Annotated in this window: 18 protein-coding genes; 8 read left to right on the plus strand and 10 right to left on the minus strand. The window is 60.8% G+C overall.

The window, feature by feature from the left end; translation table 11 throughout:
* Position 1: 1 nt before the first annotated feature.
* The 4 genes from FHT76_RS03000 to FHT76_RS03015 are packed head-to-tail and all read right to left on the minus strand — an operon-like array spanning position 2 to position 6,969.
* Positions 2-1,312: a replication-associated recombination protein A gene (locus FHT76_RS03000; RefSeq protein WP_259184206.1), complete on the minus strand. Its 1,311-nt coding sequence runs from the start codon at positions 1,310-1,312 to the stop codon at positions 2-4.
* Complete coding sequence (locus FHT76_RS03005; protein ID WP_259184207.1) at positions 1,312-3,585, minus strand: DEAD/DEAH box helicase; 2,274 nt, start codon at positions 3,583-3,585, stop codon at positions 1,312-1,314. The genes FHT76_RS03000 and FHT76_RS03005 overlap by 1 nt, the downstream gene beginning before the upstream one ends.
* A complete protein-coding gene (locus FHT76_RS03010) occupies positions 3,557-4,876 on the minus strand; it encodes an ATP-binding protein (protein ID WP_259184208.1) in 1,320 nt (439 codons plus the stop codon). The genes FHT76_RS03005 and FHT76_RS03010 overlap by 29 nt, the downstream gene beginning before the upstream one ends.
* Positions 4,873-6,969, minus strand: a complete 2,097-nt coding sequence (locus FHT76_RS03015) for a TerB N-terminal domain-containing protein (protein ID WP_259184209.1) — start codon at positions 6,967-6,969, stop codon at positions 4,873-4,875. Before FHT76_RS03015 ends, FHT76_RS03010 begins: the two co-directional genes overlap by 4 nt.
* A 302-nt stretch (positions 6,970-7,271) precedes the next feature.
* Here FHT76_RS03015 and FHT76_RS03020 point away from each other — a divergent pair, with 302 nt between their 5' ends.
* Positions 7,272-7,538 (plus strand): hypothetical protein, encoded by a 267-nt coding sequence (locus FHT76_RS03020; protein WP_259184210.1) that lies wholly within the window; start codon positions 7,272-7,274, stop codon positions 7,536-7,538.
* On the opposite strand, the gene FHT76_RS03025 is transcribed toward FHT76_RS03020, so the two are convergent.
* Positions 7,522-8,472 carry a hypothetical protein gene (locus tag FHT76_RS03025; protein ID WP_259184211.1) on the minus strand — a complete coding sequence of 317 codons (951 nt, stop codon included), beginning with the start codon at positions 8,470-8,472 and terminating at the stop codon, positions 7,522-7,524. The genes FHT76_RS03020 and FHT76_RS03025 overlap by 17 nt on opposite strands.
* A gap of 77 nt (positions 8,473-8,549) precedes the next feature.
* Between FHT76_RS03025 and FHT76_RS03030 the strand changes: the two genes are divergently transcribed.
* Complete coding sequence (locus tag FHT76_RS03030; RefSeq protein WP_259184212.1) at positions 8,550-8,813, plus strand: hypothetical protein; 264 nt, start codon at positions 8,550-8,552, stop codon at positions 8,811-8,813.
* A 6-nt stretch (positions 8,814-8,819) separates the two neighbouring features.
* On the opposite strand, the gene FHT76_RS03035 is transcribed toward FHT76_RS03030, so the two are convergent.
* A complete protein-coding gene (locus tag FHT76_RS03035; protein ID WP_259184213.1) occupies positions 8,820-9,362 on the minus strand; it encodes a hypothetical protein in 543 nt (180 codons plus the stop codon).
* Positions 9,363-9,424: 62 nt separating this feature from the next.
* Positions 9,425-9,898, minus strand: coding sequence for a BA14K family protein (locus tag FHT76_RS03040; protein ID WP_259184214.1), 474 nt, complete (start codon positions 9,896-9,898; stop codon positions 9,425-9,427).
* A gap of 183 nt (positions 9,899-10,081) precedes the next feature.
* Here FHT76_RS03040 and def point away from each other — a divergent pair, with 183 nt between their 5' ends.
* Positions 10,082-10,624 carry a peptide deformylase gene (gene def / locus FHT76_RS03045; RefSeq protein WP_259184215.1) on the plus strand — a complete coding sequence of 181 codons (543 nt, stop codon included), beginning with the start codon at positions 10,082-10,084 and terminating at the stop codon, positions 10,622-10,624.
* Here the strand turns inward: def and FHT76_RS03050 are convergent.
* From FHT76_RS03050 to FHT76_RS03060, 3 genes are all read right to left on the minus strand, one after another.
* The gene (locus FHT76_RS03050) at positions 10,546-11,268 is read right to left on the minus strand and encodes a hypothetical protein (protein ID WP_259184217.1); all 723 of its coding nucleotides are present in this window, start codon (positions 11,266-11,268) and stop codon (positions 10,546-10,548) included. The two genes, def and FHT76_RS03050, sit on opposite strands and share 79 nt — an antisense overlap.
* 75 nt (positions 11,269-11,343) lie before the next feature.
* Positions 11,344-12,357, minus strand: a complete 1,014-nt coding sequence (locus FHT76_RS03055) for an AAA family ATPase (protein ID WP_259184218.1) — start codon at positions 12,355-12,357, stop codon at positions 11,344-11,346.
* Between the two features lie 73 nt (positions 12,358-12,430).
* Positions 12,431-13,036, minus strand: a complete 606-nt coding sequence (locus FHT76_RS03060; protein WP_259184219.1) for a LexA family transcriptional regulator — start codon at positions 13,034-13,036, stop codon at positions 12,431-12,433.
* Positions 13,037-13,733: 697 nt separating this feature from the next.
* Between FHT76_RS03060 and FHT76_RS03065 the strand changes: the two genes are divergently transcribed.
* From FHT76_RS03065 to FHT76_RS03085, 5 genes are all read left to right on the plus strand, one after another.
* Entirely contained in the window at positions 13,734-14,480 is a 747-nt protein-coding gene (locus tag FHT76_RS03065) for a thermonuclease family protein (RefSeq protein WP_259184220.1), read from the plus strand.
* 311 nt (positions 14,481-14,791) lie between these two features.
* Positions 14,792-15,841, plus strand: coding sequence for a replication initiation protein (locus tag FHT76_RS03070; RefSeq protein ID WP_259184221.1), 1,050 nt, complete (start codon positions 14,792-14,794; stop codon positions 15,839-15,841).
* 10 nt (positions 15,842-15,851) lie between these two features.
* A complete protein-coding gene (locus tag FHT76_RS03075) occupies positions 15,852-16,988 on the plus strand; it encodes a hypothetical protein (RefSeq protein ID WP_259184222.1) in 1,137 nt (378 codons plus the stop codon).
* A 1-nt stretch (position 16,989) separates the two neighbouring features.
* Entirely contained in the window at positions 16,990-18,075 is a 1,086-nt protein-coding gene (locus FHT76_RS03080; protein WP_259184223.1) for a DNA double-strand break repair nuclease NurA, read from the plus strand.
* An 11-nt stretch (positions 18,076-18,086) separates the two neighbouring features.
* The gene (locus FHT76_RS03085) at positions 18,087-20,036 is read left to right on the plus strand and encodes an ATP-binding protein (RefSeq protein ID WP_259184224.1); all 1,950 of its coding nucleotides are present in this window, start codon (positions 18,087-18,089) and stop codon (positions 20,034-20,036) included.
* Positions 20,037-20,061 lie beyond the last annotated feature (25 nt).

The raw sequence follows: 20,061 nt of genomic DNA on the forward strand, positions 1-20,061 counted from the left end.
CCTATCTCTTCCGGCCCCATCTTCGCGGCGACAACCGCTTCTTGACAGTCTCCCAATACGTGTCTGCGCGCTGTTCGAAAGTCGAGGCATCGCGCGCATCGCTCTGGTAAAATTGTCCGAGTTCTATGCCAGGTGCATAGACCTGCTCCAACCAGCCCTCCGGCACCGAATGCGGCGACTTGTAACCACCTCGCCCGAGAGGTGCCGCACCGACGTAGTGGGTATCCCTAAGGTGGTTCGGCACCGGCATGACTCCGTTGGCCTTGATATACTGTTGAGCCTTGTTGATGCCGTCGTACGAAGAATTGGATTTCGGGGCGAGGCATATATGCAATGCGGCGTGCGCCATCACGATCCTCCCCTCTGGCATACCAACCCGTTCGATAGCGGTAAAACAGGCTACGGCAGACTGCAAGGCGCTGTTGTCAGCCAGTCCGACATCTTCGCTCGCATGGATCACCATTCTCCTCACGATATATCTCGGGTCCTCTCCCGCATTAAGCAGAAAGGCCAGCCAATACAGCGTCGCATCTGGATCAGCGCCACGCATCGACTTTAGGAACGCAGACATGGCGTCGTAATGCATGTCGCCTTTGCGGTCGTACCTGAGCGGTGAAGCCGCCAACTCCTCGTCGACCATCTGCTCGGTGATGGAGACCTTGCTCCCTCGCCCGAGGACGATCGCTTCCAGCGTTGTCAGCGCACGCCGCCCGTCGCCGCCGGATTTCCGAGCGAGGACGACCTTGGCGAACGGTTCTATTTCGACTTCCCTACCGAGAGCCTTTAGCTTCGCAATACCGCGATCGATGACGGCCAGAAGCTCGGGCTCGTTGAGAGCCTTGAGTTCATATATTGCCGACCTCGAACAGAGTGCGTCCGACAGGTTGTGATAGGGATTGACGCTCGTAGCCGTAATGAGGTCGAAAGTACCCTTCTCCGCGTGGTCGAGCAGGTAATCCTGCTGGGTGGCGGTCAGTCGATGGATTTCGTCTATGAAGACGAGCGTGTCCCTGACATTCGCCTCGTCGACTATCTTCTCGATTTCCTTGACCTTGAAGCCAGCGCCGTGCTGGTACTCGAAGCGCTTCTTGAGCGTATTGCCGACCGCCAGCGCGATAGTGGTCTTCCCGACGCCCGGCGGGCCGTAAAGCACGATCGATCCGACCCGTCCTTCGGATATGCGGCGACGCAATGTCTTGTCAGGCCCGAGAAGGTGCGACTGACCGATGATGTCGTCTATCGTGGCTGGTCTTGAGCCGTCGGCGAGCGGCTTCGGCCCACCGGCCTTTGAGGCGGAAAACAGGTCGTCCATCAGGCTTCCTTGAGAGTAGGTTCAGCCTGCGATGCTACAGCCAGTTTCAAGGCGATGGCCAGAGCTTCCGCATAGGGTTTCGCGTGTTGCTTGATCCACTGGCTCTCGAGGACCTCGTGCGGAACCAGCGCGTCGTATTTGGACGTTTGGAGATCGTCGACCATCTTGACGACGGCGGTCGCGAGCGGCGGCTTCGTCACCATGCCTCGTAAAGCCGCCTCGACCATGTCGGCGGAGCATCCGGCGACGGACACGCCGATGTCATGCGATCCGGCATCGAGGCCCGCATATTTCAGGATGAGGGCCAGCATGCGGTTCGTCTCCGTTCCAGCCCATGTCAGGACGCTCACGCCGCCGCCTTCTTCCCAGAAGACCTTGCCGTCGAGACCGTGAATGTCGAACGTGTTGCGCCCCTCGGTGAGGAGTTCCTTCGCCTTGTCGTCGAGATAGGGAGGCAGATCGCGGGAGCGCAGGACCTCCAGCATGGCCTGGGCGAACACGTCCGAAATGCCCTCGCGCCCGAGGGGTTCGAAGCTCGGCATTTTCGCGCCGGTCGCCTTGGTGACTTCGACGACCTTCGAGTTGAGGTCGACCGTCTCGATCTTCCATCGCTGCCCGGCGAACGCGATATACGATCCGGCCTTCGCCATGTTGGTCATCGGCAACGTTCCGATAGACTTGCCGTCGGCGACGACGCGCCACTCTTCGTCCGTTTCGAAGATCGCGAAGAAGTCCTTGGCACCGGTGATCCGCTCACCCTTCGCCCCGAGCATGACGGTTCCGTCCGGAGCCTGTTCGATGAGCTTTTCTGTACGCATCATGTGTCGCAGGAGGGCGACGTAGTCGGACTGGGGGATGACCGACAACGGACCGACGGCGCAGATCGTCTGATAGAGATCGGCGACGGTCGTGCCGCCGCGCTCGGCGATCGTCGACAGCGTCTGCTGCAAAGCGACCGTGGCGGCACCCGCAGGTGTCCCCGGCTTCTCGACGTACTTGCGGCCGAGCAGCACGATAGAGGCCACCGCCGCCACGATGTCGAGGCGAAGGCGGTCCAGTGGATGGGTCTTGGCGCTCACGCGCCGCTCGCGGATGAACATGCGAAGGATCGCCGACATGCCGTCGCGGCGTCCGCTTCGACCCAGCCGCTGCTTGAGGCTCGACATGCTTCTCGGCGCGCCGATCTGGAACACCGTCCTGATGCTGCCCACGTCGATCCCGAGTTCGAGCGTGGTCGTCGCCACGCCGGTCGTCGGCAGGTTCCCGGCCTTTAGACGTTTCTCAAGCGGCTCGCGCAACTCCTTGGAAACACTGCCGTGGTGGGCGAAGAATTCGTTTGGCATGCCGAGCTTTTCCGCTCGCCGACGAAGCCTGTCCGTCAGGGCCTCGACACGCCGCCGCGAACCCGCGAACACGAGGTTGTTGTGCCCCTTGGCCGCTCCGAAGATATCGTCGGCAATGTAGTCCAGCGCGACCTTCTGCTTCGAAGCTTCACCTTCGACGATTTCATCGCTTTCCAGCTGATCGGGGTCGAGGAGGTCTTCGGCATCGACGTAGGCACGGACCGCAAGCTTCACTTCGGGATTGCCGGCCGTCGACACGACGACGTCGACCGAGTCCGGTGCCTCTGGATTGATCCATGAAGCCGCAACCTGCGGATCGCCGATGGTCGCCGACAGGCCGACGATGCGCGGCCGCTTCTTCGAAATCGCCGCAACACGACGCAGCAGAGACCGAAGATGAAGCCCTCGCACCGAATGGAGAAACGCATGCACCTCGTCGACGACGATGAAGTCGATATCGCGGAACAGCGCCCTTGCGCGCTCCGGTCGACGCACCAGGAGCGCCTCGATGGATTCAGGCGTGATGAGCGCGATGCCCTGCGGATTGCGCACAAGCGCCTGCTTGGCTGACTGCGGCGCGTCGCCGTGCCAGCGCACGACATTCAGCTCCATGGCCTCGCACAGCTGCTCCAAACGGCCGAATTGGTCGTTGATAAGCGCCTTCAGCGGACTGACGTAAAGAACTGAAATCCCGTCTTCTTCTCGATCCGCTACCAGCGACAGGACAGGCAGGAACGCCGCTTCCGTCTTGCCCGAAGCGGTTCCCGCGATCACGAGGGTGTCGCCGTCCCTGTCCATGATCGACGGGATCGTCCGGTCCTGGACGTCGCGCAGCTGGCTCCAGCCCTGATCGTATATCCAGCGACGGACCTTGGAATGCAGCTTCTCGAACGACGACACGTCAGAGGCGGATTGTCGTGAGGTCTCCATCGACGTCGTCCCCCTCTTCAACCGTGGTTTCCGCCATGCGTCCGTGGTCCTTGGCGACATCCACGTCGTCGAGCAGCGCGCGCCAGTCGATGGACGGGTTCTGCTCGAGAACCGAGAGGAGCTGTGCGAAAGCCTTGATCGTGTTGCGCGGCGTGCGGAAGTAGGCTTCCCCGACCTTGCGGAAGCAGTGGGTCATGAAAGCCATGATGCCCTCGTCGGAGATTACCGTTTCGGTCTTCCCCGCATCGTAGACCGCGCGAACCTTGCGCAGCAGCAACAACAGTTCTTCCTGCGAGAGCGACTGGAGACGCACGACGGGGCCGTTGACGTCGACAATGCCATTGCGGGCGAACGAGTTCTCCGCGAGACGCGAATGCAGTGCCTCGTAGCTGTAGAGGCCGCGACGACTGTCCGTCAGGAACTCCGGCGTGCCACCGAAAACGAAGGCGAGATGCTGGGCGCTGCCCTGAAGGACGTCGTTCACGATCCTGAGGATTTGCTCGTGGTTCTTCTCGCGCGACTGTGCGTGCTGGAGCTTGTAGATGTTGACCATCTCGTCGAAGACGACCATCAGCCCGCTATAGCCTGCGAGACGCACGAACGCCGACAGGAGCTTGATGCTGTCGTAGACGTTGGAGTCCTCGATGACGTTGCGGACGCCGAGCGCGGCCCGCGCTTCGGTCTTCGTCGAATACTCGCCGCGCAGCCAGCGAAGCGCCGCGCTTTTGAGGTCGTCGTTGCCGTTTTCGCTTCCACGCCAGTAGGCGCGCAGGACGGTCACGAAGTCGTATCCGCCCACATGGTCCTCGAGAGTGACGAGACGGCGTTGGATGACGGCCTCTGGAGACGTGCCACCCTCTTCCGCTTCGCGCATGCATTCGCCGATGAACTTTTCGATGACGCTCTGGAGCGCTCCGCCTTCCGGCTTCGTGCGCGTCGCCATGTTGCGGACGGCCTCGGTGTAGAGCGCGCGGGCATGGCCGTTGGACGCGTGAAGCCTGCGCTCGGGCGCGAGGTCGGCGTGGATCGTCACGCACTTCTTCTCGAGCGCGACGAGGCGGACGAGGTTGAGGAAGAAGGTTTTGCCGGCACCGTACTCGCCGATGATGAAGCGGACACCTGAGCCGCCCTCGACGACGCGCTCGATGTCGCGGACCAGCGCCGTCACCTCGACGTTGCGCCCGACCTGGACGTGCGCGAGGCCGACACGGGGAACGACACCCGCCATCAGGGCCTGAACGATGGAATCGCGGTCACGGGCGTTCAGTCTCTGGTTTACGTTCGCATTCATACAGTTACCCTCGTTTTTTCCAGTTCCGCCCTAAGATGCTCCTCGAAGACAACGGCCCCGTCCTCGACGAGGACAGCCTCGCCGAACAGGTCGAACGCCATGTCGTTGATGGTCTCAAGTACACCGTCGGGCATGAGGCGCTTGTTCTTCACCAACAGATCGAATTCCCCACGCGGCATTCCCCCCGCCGTCATGACGGCCTCGAGGATTTCGGAATGGGCCGCGTCCAGACCACCGAGTTTGCCACCGGCACTCCCCACAACCGCCGGCGTCTCCACCACTGGGTCTCCAGCGAAGATGTCGCTCAGCAACCCCGTGACCATAACCGTTTCGTCTTCGATTCGCTTCAGTCTGTCGAGATCGAGCGCCGGCGGCAAAGGCTCGGCGCGCTTGGGCTCGACAGGACGTGGCGGAATGGCAACGCCGCGCGACGGCTCGGCGCTCACGACCGACACAAGGCCGTCCGGTTCAGGCTGCTGCTTGCGGTGAAGCATCGCGTGCAACGCCCGCCTGTCGCCGCCCAGCTTCTCGATGAACTTCTCGGCTACGGCGATGGACTGCACGGTAAGTTCCGGCAGCCCCGACACGACCTCGATCACGAGGAACGCGAGGCGCGGCAGTTCGCTTTCGTGCAATTTCCCCTGACGAAACGGAGCGCCCTTGCGAACGCCGAAGTCGACCACGAGCGAGCGCGCATGGGCAGCCAGTCGCGTCCGCTCCCGGTCTTCCAGGTCGGCGTCGGCGCGGCGGGCCTCGAACAGAAGTCTTTCGGCGGCGATCGCCTGACCGCCCTTGTTGCACACATGCCCGATGACGAAGTCGGCGCATGCGCGATGGATCGCGTAGGCACCTTCCCATTCGACAGGCAGGCCGTTCTCGCCGCGGAAGAAGACGATGCTCCCCTTGGTCGTAAATCCCTGAGCGCCAGCGCGTCCGTCCGGCTCGAAGGCGATGTCCATCTTGTCCATGGCACCCGAAATCAGCTTGCGCACGCCAGCTGTGATCTCTGCGTCTTCCGTGAACGGCAGTTCCATGAACTTGAAGAGCGTCAGGACCTTCGAGGCGACCACACCCTGTTTGGCGAGCGCGTTGTCGAGCGACGCCTTCACGCTGGCGAAGCGTCCCGCCATCGACGTGGCGACCAGCTGCTTGGGCAGCACGTTGATCGCTTCGAGCGTCCCCGCGGCACCGGGCGTCTTGCGTACAAGCCTTGAATAGCTCTCCAGTTCCGAGACGCATTCCGAAAACATCGCGTCGATACGCTCGTTGAACGCGTTCGCCTGGCGCGGATCGGGAAGACGCTTGCACCAGTCGGGTACGGGCAACTTGACCGTGCGGACGCCGTCGGGCATCGACAGTTCGAGCTTGAGCTTCTGCTGTGGCGGATCAACGACGATCCCCTCGCCATGCCGACCGGAATAGAGCCGTCTCCAGAGCAGGCGGACGCCTTCTACGTCGATCTGCTTTCTGTTCCTGATCTTTCCGCGTTCCATGGCGTAGACAAAGGCGTCGTCAGCGCCGATCGGAGTCCTATCAGCGATCAGCGATCCGACGCGAAGGACCACTTCGGCCGGCACGTAGATGCTTTTGCGCCATTCCTGACGATAGACAGGCACCTGCCCGCGCTTGTAGTCGATACCCGTCGCGAAGACGAGCAAGGTCGACATCAGTTCGCGGACGACTTCGTTTTCGGGGTGCAGCCCCAACATCCGCTGCGCTTCGGCAAGAACCGTCTGGCTATCTTCGCCCCTGTCCACGAGGACACGGCGGTAGAGACCGCTGGCATAGAGCCTGACGAACTGGACCGGAATATCGGTATCGCGGCACGACCCGGAAAGCCATTCGAGATAGGCGCGGCGTCCCGAAGGCGGCAACGCCTCGTAGGACGCGCCCCAGAAATCATGGCCGGGGATATAGTCGCGCGAGCTGCGACCGATCTGCAAACTCGGGTTGACGATGTACTTGTCGTGACCGCCGCCGTCACCGAATGTCTTGCCGACGTAGAAGAGACCGGTGAACAGGCCCATGCCGTAGATGTGCGTGGTCTCGCCCCGCTTCACCCACCGCGCTCTGTCGCTGCCCGTCACCACCATCGATTCCCAGACTCCTGGTTGTCAACACTTGCACCTCACATATAGACCGCAGGGGCGTTCGTCAATGTGGAGTCCTCAATTTCGGCCCGCTCCGCGTGGATCGCCCGTGTTTTTCGGCAAGCCGTTTCTTGAGGCCGTCAACATTGTGCGCCGCCAATAATGCAAGACACGAAATTATCGTGCGTATTCAACGCGTCCCTTGCATGTTTCCATCGGCGGATTTCGGGGCGGTTTTTGATACCTGCAAGCCACGGAAATAAAGTCTCCGCAGATCGAGAGATCGAAATCCAGGAGATACAGCCTTGTTTCCGAAAGAACCGCAGGGGGAGAAATACCCCGACCTGTACGAAGAAGTCGCGTCCAAGAACTACGACATAGCGTCGGTGTTCGGAACGCCCCCGCCGAAGCAGTCCTTCAACCCGACAAAGACCCGCCGTCCGGCACACAAGCCGACGTTCGTCACGGAAGTGAAGAAGAAGCGCCACTTCACCCGTCCTGGCGAAGAACCAAGGGTCCGCGCCGAGGGCGAGGCTATCACCAAGGACAACCTCTTCAAGCCGAGGTTCTGATCTCCACGGCGGCCTTGCTCCATTTGACAGCGCCGTCGTTGATCGCACAGACCTCCACCGTGCTGTCATCCAGCCAACCGAGGATTTCGGCGACCTCGCCGAAACCGCTCTGCGCGACGACTTCTCCATCGACCAGAAGCTGGACCGCCGACGGCAGGAACCGCACCAGGAGCTTCCCCTTCGGCAGCTCCGTTTTCAGCGCCAGCATCAAACGCCTGTCCTCTCCGCGGGACACGATCATACCCGTAGGCTCCGGCCCCTGCATCGACCCGGCGCTCGATCTGGCGATACGCGCCGCCAGGCGCGACATCGAGGCTTGTTGCCTCTGCGGAACGTCGACCGCCGCTTCTCCCTTCTTCGCGTCCTCGGGTTCGGCGATATCGGAGAACGGAATCCTCGAACCGTCCCTGAGTTCACACATTCCATCCGGATATACAGAGACGACCACTGCCTTTGGACTGTAATAAGTCCCGAGCGCGGTCAGCCCGTGGACATGCAGCGCCATGAGGTTGCGGCCGTGGGAGACCATGTGGCGTCCCCTGGTGAAATCGAGAGCGACGCCCTCTCCCGCCACGGAACATTCCAGCGCCCCGCCGGCGGAAAAGCGCGAACGGAGGAGTGCCACGATTTCACCGAGCGTGGCTGCGGCCTCTGTATCCCTGATCTCGGAAAGTTTCGCGTTGAGCGCTCCCGCGACCTTTTCCGTGAGGTCGACGCCTTGGTCGTTCGGCGTGAACAACCCGCCATCCGCGAGGGCGAGAACAACGCGCCATGGCTCTGATTCAATGCCGAAATACACGTCTCCGACGTAGCCGCCGACGTTCGCGGCGAGGAACTCCATCCATTCGGCGACACCGATGCCGGGGCCGCCCGTTCGGACGACGGCCGCCATCATCGCCTGGTTTTCGAGCCGCTCCCTAACGTCGCCGTCCATTGCCCGCAAAAATCCTGTTGTGTCCCATCGAGACAGTATGTTTTCATTGGCCATTAGGGACAAGGGATGCAGTTGGGATGAGCGAAGAGAACGAGTGGTCACTGAGTTTCAATCCGATGACGGATGAAGACATAGACCTCGTGGCGTTCAAGGAGGCCCTGTCACCCTACGTCCTGTCGGTGACACGCAAGTCGGCACACCGCTACGAACTCGTGCTGGACGACGAACTTCCCGACAACCCGCCGATGGGCGAGGTCCTCGAGAAGGTGATTTTCATGCTTGGCGAAATCTACCCGTCCGGCGTCGTCGTCGGCCATCTGGACAACGAGCCGGAGTACTGACGCCCGTTAAACCTTCGGCCCGCCGTGATCGGTCGGCGTAGGCTCCGTTATTTCGGCGATAAACTGCTGGATGTCGGCGTTCTCCGCATCGGTGACCGTATCGAAGGACTTAATTGCCTCGTCCGCCACGTCCCTCAGGCGATCCGCAAGCGCTCTCCTGACGTCTGTATCGGTGAACGTGTTTCCCGTATCGGCGATCCTCCCAAACCCGCCCTCGGTCATCTGGTTGGCGATGCGCTCGGTGACGACCGTGGACTTCGACTCCATGGTCCGCGCGATGTACTCGTCTCGACCGGCAAGCATCGCGGCCATTTCGTCGCGGTAGGCCTGGACGGCGGCGAGGATGAGTTCAGGATTGTTGTATTCCATTCCTTCGACCAGAAGCTTCCCGAACACGTTCAAAGCTCGCTTGGCTTCGACGTAATGCTCGAGACAGAGTGCCACCACCTTCTGTTTGTCTTCCTTCGTTTCGTATGGAATTGCCTCGAGCAGCGCCGCGACGTCGCGTTTGTGTCTGGGCGACTTTGACTGGAAACGAATGGCAGACATAAAAAACCTCCGGATGACACGTCTTTGTGTCATCCGGAGGCGCATCATTCAAGCGGTGATGGTCAGTTCACTTCGCAGAAGCGCTGGCGACCTGTACGGTCGATATAGGTTCCCGAGCGCGGATCGAACGAGCGGTAGCGGGCATCGCACCAGCGGTACCAGCCGGGCGACCACGGCCGCAGGGTCACCGGACGCGGCTGGAAGCGGTCCGGCGGCTGACGGATCACCGGAATTCGGCCGCCGTTGTCGAGCGCGGAGCCGACGGCCATGCCGCCGAGGAAGCCCATGATGCCGGCGGCGTAGTCGTCGTTGCGGTTCATTCCGCGCGGCGGAGGCGGAGGGGGACGGTGGCCACGCCAGTCGTGGTCGCGGTCGTCGCGCCAGCGGTCGCCACGATCCCGATCGAAGCCGCCACGGCTGCCGGAAACATAGACGCCATCCTGGCCGATGATATAGGTCCTGCTGTCGGCCAGAGCCGCGCCTGCCTGGAGGGCGATCAGGGAAGCGATTGCGACGGATGCGATTTGCTTGATCATATGGACAACTCCCGTTATAGCGCTGATATTGCACGGTTAAACATGAATGCACGCTGAATGTGACGTCTTTAATTAAATTATTTCTCCAGGGGAACCCGTGCTCGCAGTCTTAGTCTTCCCCAATCAAGTCCTTGATTTAATGTTTCGACGGTGCAATACAGTCTCCATCCAAGGAGACCTCGTATGCCAGTTATCAAAGACCCCAAGCCGGTCGTCATCTACCCCGCCGACGTGCTGCGCATGCGGTGCGCGCCGATCGACGGCGTTTCGGAAGATTCAAGAAACCTTGCGGCGGAACTCCGCGCCTCCCTTTCGGCGACGCCCGGCATCGGCCTGGCCGCGCCCCAGATCGGGATCGCGAAGCGCATGATCCTGCTGCGCTGCGATCCAAGCACCAAGGCGGGCGGCGGCCTCGTCATGATCGACCCGGTGATCGTGGAGTCCTCGGAAGTCCGCACTGCGATGGTCGAAGGCTGCCTTTCGCTGCCCGGCGAACGCTTCACGGTGAGCAGGCCCGAAAAGGTAATGGTCGAATACATGTCCGAAACCGGACGTATCAAGACGATCGAACTCGACGGGTTGGCGGCGAAGTGCGTCCAGCACGAGGTCGATCACCTGGATGGCATCCTCATCGTGGATCGCGCCGCTCAGCTAGAGGCGGCACTTGCAACCAGAACCGGCGCGATCGAAGCCGCCACGTTTCCGCACTTGTCGAGATCGAGATAGCCGTCCGTCCTGATGCGGCTCTCCATGTCGATCCAGACGGTGTCGTCCCCGATGACCGACTGGATGGCGGCGACGGCTGAGAGGACGTTCCCGGGTCCGAGGCCGCCTGCGTATCCCGTGTATTTCCCGGCGAATGGACGGTCGTAGCCGGCCGCCGCGACACCCCTGCCTCCCGACGCGTCGTAGAGGACCTGATGGTTCGGAGCCGTGACGCCGAGCGAAACAGGAGCGTTCGCGGGGAAATGCTGGGTGATGACCTTGGCGGATGTCCGCCGGACCGCCTTATCGATTTCCTCCACCGACAAGCCGAAACGCTCGAAGTTGAAGTTCAGCTGCACGCGTCCGATCCCGGCGGCGACGAGGTCATGGATATCCTGTCCGGCGTAAACCGCCCCCTTGGCCGGCTCCTTCACGAATTCCCCGACGGCCCGGCCACAGACGTGCAGAGCGAGCTTCGCGCGCCCCGAAAGCCGCTCGACCATATCGGCGATCTGACGGAACTGAGGATAGCGCGGGTCCTTGTCCTCCGGCGTGCGCGACAGGAGAATTCCGAACTCGAGGAACGGATAGGCCGCCGCCATCTCGATGACGCGACCGAGATCGGTTCGGACGTCGACGCCCGTGAGGGTACAGAGGTTGATCATTTCGAAGTCTCCAATTGTCCAGCGTATGAGGACAGCAATTGAAGTCTGCAGTCAACGCGGCGCTGGCGTCGACGGCTACTTCGCGATCTTCACGCGGTTCTTCGGCCAGGTGACCACGGCGCGCTTGATCGCCTCCTCGATCGTTATCGTCTTGTCGTGCCTGATCCAGGTTCTGACGCAGTCGTCCACGAAAACCGACGTTTCGGCGAAGTTTTCCGCTTCCAGCTGGTAAGAGAGAATGCGCAGGTCGATCTTGGGTTCGAGCTTGAACGTGCCGAATTTCATCGCCAGGTATTTCACGAACTCGTCGATCGTCGGGTTCGGCAGGTTCACGCGGATATGGAAACGCCGCCACATCGCCTTGTCGATCATTTCGGGGTGGTTCGTCGCTCCGAGCACGAGGACGTGAGGAGGAACGTCTTCCAGCTGGACGAGAAGCGTCGAGACCACCGCCTTCATTTCACCGGTCTGCCCTTCGTCGGATCGGTCCTTGCCGATGGCGTCGATTTCGTCGAAGAACAGCATGCTCCTGTGCGTCTTGGCGAAATTGAACACCCTGTTGAGGCGTTTCTGGGTTTCGCCTGGCTGTTTCGACACGAGTTCGTCGTATCTGACATAGTAGAGCGGCACGTTCATGAAATTGGCGATCGCCTTGGCGCTTTCGGTCTTGCCGTTGCCGGGAGGGCCGATGAGCATGGCCTTGTTTCGCGGTTCGAGACCGGCGTCGATGTATTTTTCGTTGTACTGCTGCTCCTCGAGGAACTCGGAGATGACCAGCTTCACGTTCGCCGGAAGAATGACCTCGTTCATGGTGACGTTGGTCTTGAGCATCATGATCCCCGGCGGAATGTCGTCGATGCTGCCGAGCGTCCTGCCGAAAGCCGCCTTCTTGTCGGCCGCATCCGTCCTGTCTTCGACCCATCCGCGTTCCGCTGTCTTCGCGACCTTGTCGAGCAGGGTGGCAACCTGGCTGTCGCCGAGTTCTTCGGCGCGCTTTCCCATCAGCTCGAGGCTGGCGCGGAACGCGTCGCGGTCTCCCGCGAACCCTGACGAAAGAAGGGATTCGAGTATCGGATAGTCTTTAAGCATGCGATCACAAAACCGGTGGCGATCCATAGATCATGACCGCCGGCCGAAGCCGCCTCAACCTCCGGCCCGCTGATCAGGGGACCTGACTGGACCACAGAGCGACGGCGGTGACGTCTTCGTAGAGGATTTCATCGGGCAAATCGTTCTGAACGGCCGGATTGTCGCACACGGCAACCAAACTGCCGTCTCCGCGGACCCGCAAGCGCCGCAGCACATAGCCGTTTCGCAATTGAAGGATGTAGACCTTGCCGTCCTCGATGTTGGCGAAGGACCGCGTGGCAAGCACCTCCGCCCCCTTCGGGATGCCGGGAGCCATCATCGTCCCTTGGACGGATATGCAGCATAGGCTTTCGTAGGGCACGGCGAACATGTCGAGGAGACCGGTGGTGAAGGTCAGCGCCTTCGTTCCGTCGTCGACAAAGGGAACCTGAATGACCCGTTCGCCCTGCGCCGTCTCCTCCGGCGGGGCCTCCCCGTCGAGATACCAGCGGATGTCGACAGCGAGCGCGTCGCACATCCTGAGGCATACGTCCGCCTGTGGGACCTTTCCCTTGAGATATCCGTTGATGGAAGAGGTAGCGACGCCGATCTGTTCGGCCAGCCATGCCTGCGTGCGTCCGCGCATGGCGCGGCGCAATCGGTCAGCTCTGGCTTCGGGAGGCGTGTCCATCTCGTCCATTCGGAATCTTGAAATCGGGATTCGAAATATCGAACAAGAATGGCCGTGTCAACATATTCAAGACCCCGTTTCGTTCACGAACTCGAATTTCCCGGCCGAAAGATTCAATAATCCGAATTTTTCGCCACCTCACGGAGGAAACCGATGGCGTAATTGGCCCAAACCACCGAATCCTGGCGGACGAACCGGACTTTACTAAGATTCGTAATCTCGAACGACAGATTCGGGATCGTGAATTTTAGTAAAGTGCCTAATCCGGCACCACGCCTTCGTTTTCAGCAACATTCCCAAAAACAAGGACTTCGCTCCCACAAAAACAACCGGGATTCGGGATTCCGAACGAAGATTCAATATTTTGAACGTCCTGTATCATTATGAATCAGATACTTACGCAAAAACTCCCAACCTGGATTCACGATTCCGAATTTCGCGATTCAGAATCCCGAATTTTACCGAGGTCGAAGATTCGACATCTCGAACGCGGATTCGAAAATCCGAATTCGGCCGGCGGATCGCGAGCAACCGTCCTGGTCGGCCCACCCGGACTTTCTTTGTCTCTTCCCCGATGAAAGCGAATCAATTCAGTGACATGACTCTCCGGTGCCGCTCGGCCCGCCGAACCGGACGGCGCGAGTTTGCCCACTGGACGAGACGGTGTGAAAATCGTTCCAAGGCCCTGAATAACTGGAACAACACCATGATCCGCAAGACATTCCTCGTGACCGCAGCCCTGGTGACGACGCTCGCCGCGAACGTATCCGCGCAGGAGGTTAAACCCGGTTACGACCCGTCCAGCACGCTTCCGACCGTTTCCTTGCCGCAACGCGCGCAATCGACGTTGGTCCAGACAAGCGTTCAGAAGCCCGCTCCGGAGGTTTCCACGGCCGTCACACGCAACGGAACGAACAAGACGACCACCGACCTCAAAAAAGCTCCTGACGGCGCTCTGCGGGCCGCTGCGGCATCGTCTACGGTCACGAAACCGGCCGCGGTCGGCTCCACGACCACGGAGAACAAATACAAGGCGGGTATGACGCTCTACGGCAAGGCGCGTGCGTATGACGGTCACACTCTCCTTGTCGACGGCAATCCCGTGCGCCTGAACGGAATTGAAGCGCCTGGGCTGCGACAGGTTTGTTCCACCCCGACACGGACGTCGTGGCGCTGTGGTCAAAAGGCGTTCGAACGCCTCGCTTCTCTCGTCAGCTCCGGGAAAGTGCGATGCACGGTCGTTTCTCCGGCTGGTAACGGCGCGGCAGCTACTTGCTCGGGTGCGCAGACAAAGGACATCGGCGCGTTGCTCGTTTCCGAGGGTCTGGCTCTTCCCAACCGTCAATCGGCGGGGATATATAATTCCGCAGCGGTATCGGCCATGACAGCAAGGCGCGGTCTTTGGATCGGACCTTTCACCGATCCGGCCAAATGGCGTCTCGAAAATCGTTGATCCGACAGGTCGGGCGAAATGCATGTCGGACCGGAAATCTCCCGTTCCCGGATATGTTCTTATATTCAGGGAAGTCGAACGCCCTTCAACTCGATGGAATCATTCGACAAACGGGATCGCAGAAAGCCGAAGTTTACTAATCTCCAGACGATACTCCCTGGAAAATCGACTCTCTCTCCCTAAAAATCGGACACGAACGGGGTCTTGTTTTATTCAAGAATTCTCTCCCCAATCCAAAGACCAGACTTTACTATGGGTTCTTACTATGCTTAGTAAAGTTACAAGGTAAAGTAAGGCTTCGGAGTTAGAGCATGAGCGTCCCATCGGTCTACAACGACAACAACGTCTATAAAAAGGCGAGCCACGTGATCACGGCGTCCCATAAAGGCGACGTGGTCCTCGAACGGCAGGACAGGGTGTTGATGGACTACCTGCTGTTCCGCGCGTATGACGACCTCACCCCGCAGGGTGTCTACCGGCTCGCGACAAAGGAAGTCATGGAATATACCCGCATCAAGCGGCACAAGGACCTGGTCGAATCCATCCAGCGGCTTTGCAGGATCGTTCTGGAGATCGACTACGAGGACGAAAACGACGAAGCCCGCTCCATCACCGCGCATTTCCTGTCCACCGACATGTCGCAGTCCGAGAACGGAAACCTGAAATACGCATTCGATCCGATCCTTTACCATTTCATCGCACATCCGAACGTCTACGCGAACATCTACATCGACCGCAAACGCGACATGTCGAGCTTCGCCGCGGACCTCTACGACATCATGGCGCTTCAGTACCGCAAGAAGTCCCCGGTTTTCCGTACCACGCCCGACGATCTTCGCCGGCTTCTCAAGGTGGGCGACAAGCATCCACGGCCGGACAACTTCCGCAAGATCGTCATCGAGAAGACCGTCGAGGAGCTGAACGCCATCGCCGAGTTCGACGTCGTCTACGACTTCGTCAAGGGCGGCAAAGGCGGCGGCATCGTCGAAATCGTCTTCGAGGCCAAATCCAAGTCGCATGCGCGGTTGATGGAAGCAGCAAGCACCAGCAAGGTGGTCGGCCGCCCGGCGTCCACGCGCGTCGACCGCAAGACGATCGACATGTACGACGGCTTGAATTACGAGGAGCGCGGCGCGCCGGCGACCCTTACCGATCGCAGTATCGAAGGCGCGCGCGAAATGATGCCCGCCGACGGCAATGTCGACGACTACATCGGCGAATGGCGGTCGCAGAACAAGAACAAGGTGTTCAGCGATCCCGACACCGCCTTCCTCGCCTGGCTCAAGGTCAGGCTCGAGAAGGAAGTCGACCCTCTTTTGAAAGACCTGACAAACGACGTCTTCGGCGAGTTTTTCGGCTAAGGAGCTGCCCATGGTGACACTTGATCGCAAGATGGAGCTGTTGCGCCAGCGAGTTGCCTCGTTGTCGCTGAATCCCGAGACGTTGACGGCCGCCGAACTCATCGTGAAGGCCAACCGCATGGTGCCGAAGGTCGTGGAGCCTCTCCGCAAGGAATGGCTGAACGACATGGTCATCCATCCGAACGACGGCGAGTTCCGTCTGGCGGCATCCGATCCCGACGGCCATTTCCTGAAGTGGATCGACGCCAGATCGAAGCGTCCCTATCACGTGACGAGGCGTACCGTCGTTGCCGTCGCGGAGAAATACAAGGAAACGAACATCGCGACGAAGCTGTCGATCGTCGTCTGGCCCCAGGAGATCGCCTGGGCGCAGCGCATGCGTCTGGACGCCAATCCGTTCACCGCGACGAAGTCGGCGCTCTTCCTGCGCGAGACGCTCAGCAACCCCTCGAAGACGTTCCTTGCGATCGCCGACATCTACAGCGAGGCGGTCAAGCACGCCGGCTATTCCGACAGCCCGGTCCAGGACCTGTCCGCCTACGAAATTCGCTTCGCGACCGAACTTCCGGAATTCGCACCGCTTTTCCAGCGGTATGCAGCCCGAGCCTATGCCGACACGCTCAAGAACATGACCCGCGACCAGGTCGAGAAGCTCGCGCAACGCGCAGCGGCCGAAGAAAACGAGGACAGGCGTCTCGTGGCAGCCGAAGGCATCGCCCGCGCAGCACAGCGAGCTCCCATGCGCCGTTCCGTTTCGACCATCAGGTCCGCCATCGCGTTCAAGCTGGATTCGAACACCACGTTCCTTCTCGAAAAGGCGTTCATCCGCAAGGTTGAAGCGGGCGAGGTCGATATCGAACCCGGCCAGCGCACGGCGGACGCCGGTTTCCTCCGCCTCCTCGCCGATCCCGCCCAACGCGACGCGGTCCTGACGCTTGAGGGCCTTCCTTCCGCGGCCGACTACATGGACATGTGGGAGATCGCCCATCTCAACGCTTCCTTCCTGGAGCAGTTGCCGCCGTCCTACAAGGCGCTTGCCTGCACCAAGGCGCAGCTGGAAAGCTGGCAGGAAGCCGTGGTCACGGAAAAGCGCCCCTGTCCATTCGACGCCGTGAGCGATCTCGGCTTCTTCCTTCTCGGAGCCTGACATGACGTCGAACTACGGAAACACCGGTGACCTCGTGGCACGCCTGCTTTCGAAAGGCCGTGATGTCGCCGCCCGAACGGCCGAACTCGCGTCTGAGTTTTCGCGTCAGCGCGAGAACGTCAGGGCGAACCTCGAAGAAGCCAACCACATCTACGAAGTCGATCCGTCGCTGCTTGACGGTGTCGACATGCCGTCGATCGCCGCCGTCGACGGCGCTCACATCGCCGATTCCCGCGCCATCGGGGACATCTGCGCCGCAGTCGCCGTCGCGGTCGGACCAGGCGAAGAGCCGCGCAGCGTCGACTGGATGGGGTGCGTTCCACGCAACGCGCGCAACAAGGAAATCCTGACCGGCATCATGTCGGCGATGGAAATCCGGCTTGCCGCGTCCTCGGACGCCGACCTCGTTCTGGTCGACGGGTCGATGACGTCCGGATTGATCAACATCACCAAGGCGATCGTCCTGTCTCACAACGGAAAGACCGAACTCGAGCAGATGGCGCTGGAACTTCGGACTCCCGAAATGCGCGACGCGGCCATGGAAGTGCTGACCTCGAAGCGGTTCGTCGCGGTTCCGAAATACACGACCACCAACAAGGAATTCGTCCACGACCTCCCCATGAGCCTCAAGGACTTCGACGGCCGCACGGTTGCCACCATGGCGCTTCGCCCAGGCGAGATGACCGCGATGTTCGGCGGCAAGGACAGCGATCCGAGGAGCTTCCAGGACAAGAAGCGGCAGGTCGCGAACTCGCTGGAGTTCTCCGACACCGAATATGCCGAATTCGTTCAGGCTTCTACGTCTGTCGCATGGTCCTATTACCGTCCGCACGCCTGGACCCCGGCTTTCCGCTTCGACGTCCCGCCGGCCTTGGCAGACGACGTGGATCACGGCAGGCGGGTTCTCAAGGCGCTGTACGAGACCACGCTGTCGCCCGGCATCCGCGAGCCGCTGCCGCTCTACATCGCGGATACAAAGGCAAAACAGATTTCCGTCGGCGTTTCCCCGATCATGGACATGGCCGCGGTAGACTATCAGGAAGACGACGACGCCCTGATCCTGATGATCATGGGATACAGGACTTGATGGAAGAACACATGACGCAGTTGCATGCACCGATCGCCTCTCTCGGAAGCCCCTCGTCCACCGACGAAATGAGCCTGGACATCCTCCGTGACGCCGCTTCCCGCAAGCTCGTCGGCTCGCTGTTCTACTGCGACCTCGTTCAGGAAGGCCGTGAGCTGCGCGTGACGTCCCAAATTACGGGACTTGAGATGCGCAACGCCTATCACGAGCAGACCTCGGTCAAGAACGCCATCAAGACCCGTGGATCGATCGCCGGCATCTCCGGCATCCTCGACACGTTGACCGCCTCCACCGCGCCCGGCGCTGTCTTCGGCCGCGACAACCCCGACGACATGTGGAGCTTCGACGTCCTCGCCAGCATTCCGCCGTCCGGCACGCCCTTCTACCGGATGACGCAGGAAATCCTCGACGAGCTCGTCGCGTCGGAAAAGGACGACATCTTCCAGATGGGCCGCGCCTACGGCGACGACTCCCTGTCTCTTCCAATGCTGGTCAAGCACTTCGGCGGCGGTCTTGGCGGCCTTGGCGAGGCGATCCATAGCCTGGTCGTCGGCAAGACCGGGGCCGGCAAGTCCACGCTCGCCAAGATGATCCTGATGGGATACGCGCGCCACAAGGACATGGCGATCCTCATCATCGATCCCAAGGGCGAGTTCGCCGACGAAATCGACGGCTACGAAGTCGGTTCTTCCGGCCTTCCGATGCGCGGCATCCTCAAGGGCATGAACCGCGCGACGCGCCGTTTCGGCATCACCCAGATCAAGCTCGAGGGCTACGAACTCTTCGAAGAGGTCATGAACGCGCTCGGGTTCGACCGCGACCTCAATATCCGCGGAGCCGACAACAAGGAAGAACTCGCCAAGGCGATCGTCGAGATCATCAAGAAGACCGAGGACATGAAGCTCGAGGACCTGCGCGGTCGCGATAAGCTCGTGACGATCCTCCAGGCGATCCGCGGTGCGGAAGTCGAAGACGAGGACGACGACGGCTATCTTTCCCAAATCTACAAGTCCAAGGAACCCAAGGACGCCCTGCGCAAGCAGATCAACCGTATCATCGAGAGCGACGATCACCGTATCTACGGCACCTGGGACTTCCTCGGCTATCTTTTCGAGCAGGGCGACGGAACCCGTCCGACGATCTCGCAGCTCGTCCGCCAGGTCATGGACAGCAAATCGGGCAACCGCCCGTTGGCCGTCATCGACCTTTCTGTACCCGGCAACCGCCGCGACTTCAACGACCTCGGCGACGAGTTCGAAAGCCTCAAGGACGCCAACGACGAACGCGAACTGTTCACGGACGCGATCCAGAAGAAAATCCTCTACAAGATTTCCTCCGATCTCAGGCGCACATGCGAAAACATCGTCGCCGAGCGCGTCCGCGAAGGAAATCACGACAACGTCAACACGGTCGTGGTATTCGAGGAGGCCCACCGTTTCGCACCACGTCATCTGGCGGCCGATGACGACGACGGCAAGAAGCTCAAGGCGAAGTTGATCGAAGCCGTCCGCGAAACCCGCAAATTCGGCCTTGGCTGGTTCTTCATCGACCAGACCGTCGGCGGCATCGACAAGGAGATCACCCAGCAGGTCCGCAGCTTCTATTGCGGCTTCGGGCTCTCGATGGGCGAGGAGCTGGCAGCCGTGAAGGACATGGTCGGCGGCGATCCACGCGATCTGGCGCTCTACCGCTCGTTCCGTGATCCCGCCAGCTTCGGCAAGGGCGGCCGAAAGAAGTTTCCGTGGATGTGCTGCGGCCCCGTCAGCCCGATGGCCGCGAACCGGCCGTTGTTCTTCAACGCGTTCGGCGGCGAGGATTTCGTGGAGCGCAACGACCTCCACGTGGACCGCACCGACCGTCCGATGCGGCTGGCGAGACTGACCACCAAGGCGTCTCGCGCGAAGGCGACCAACGTCAGGACCGTCAGTCTCGCGGACCTCGAGGAAAACTTCCTCAATTAGCGTGGTCTTTTCATTGAGTGGTCCT

The sequence above is a fragment of the Rhizobium sp. BK176 genome (assembly GCF_024808055.1).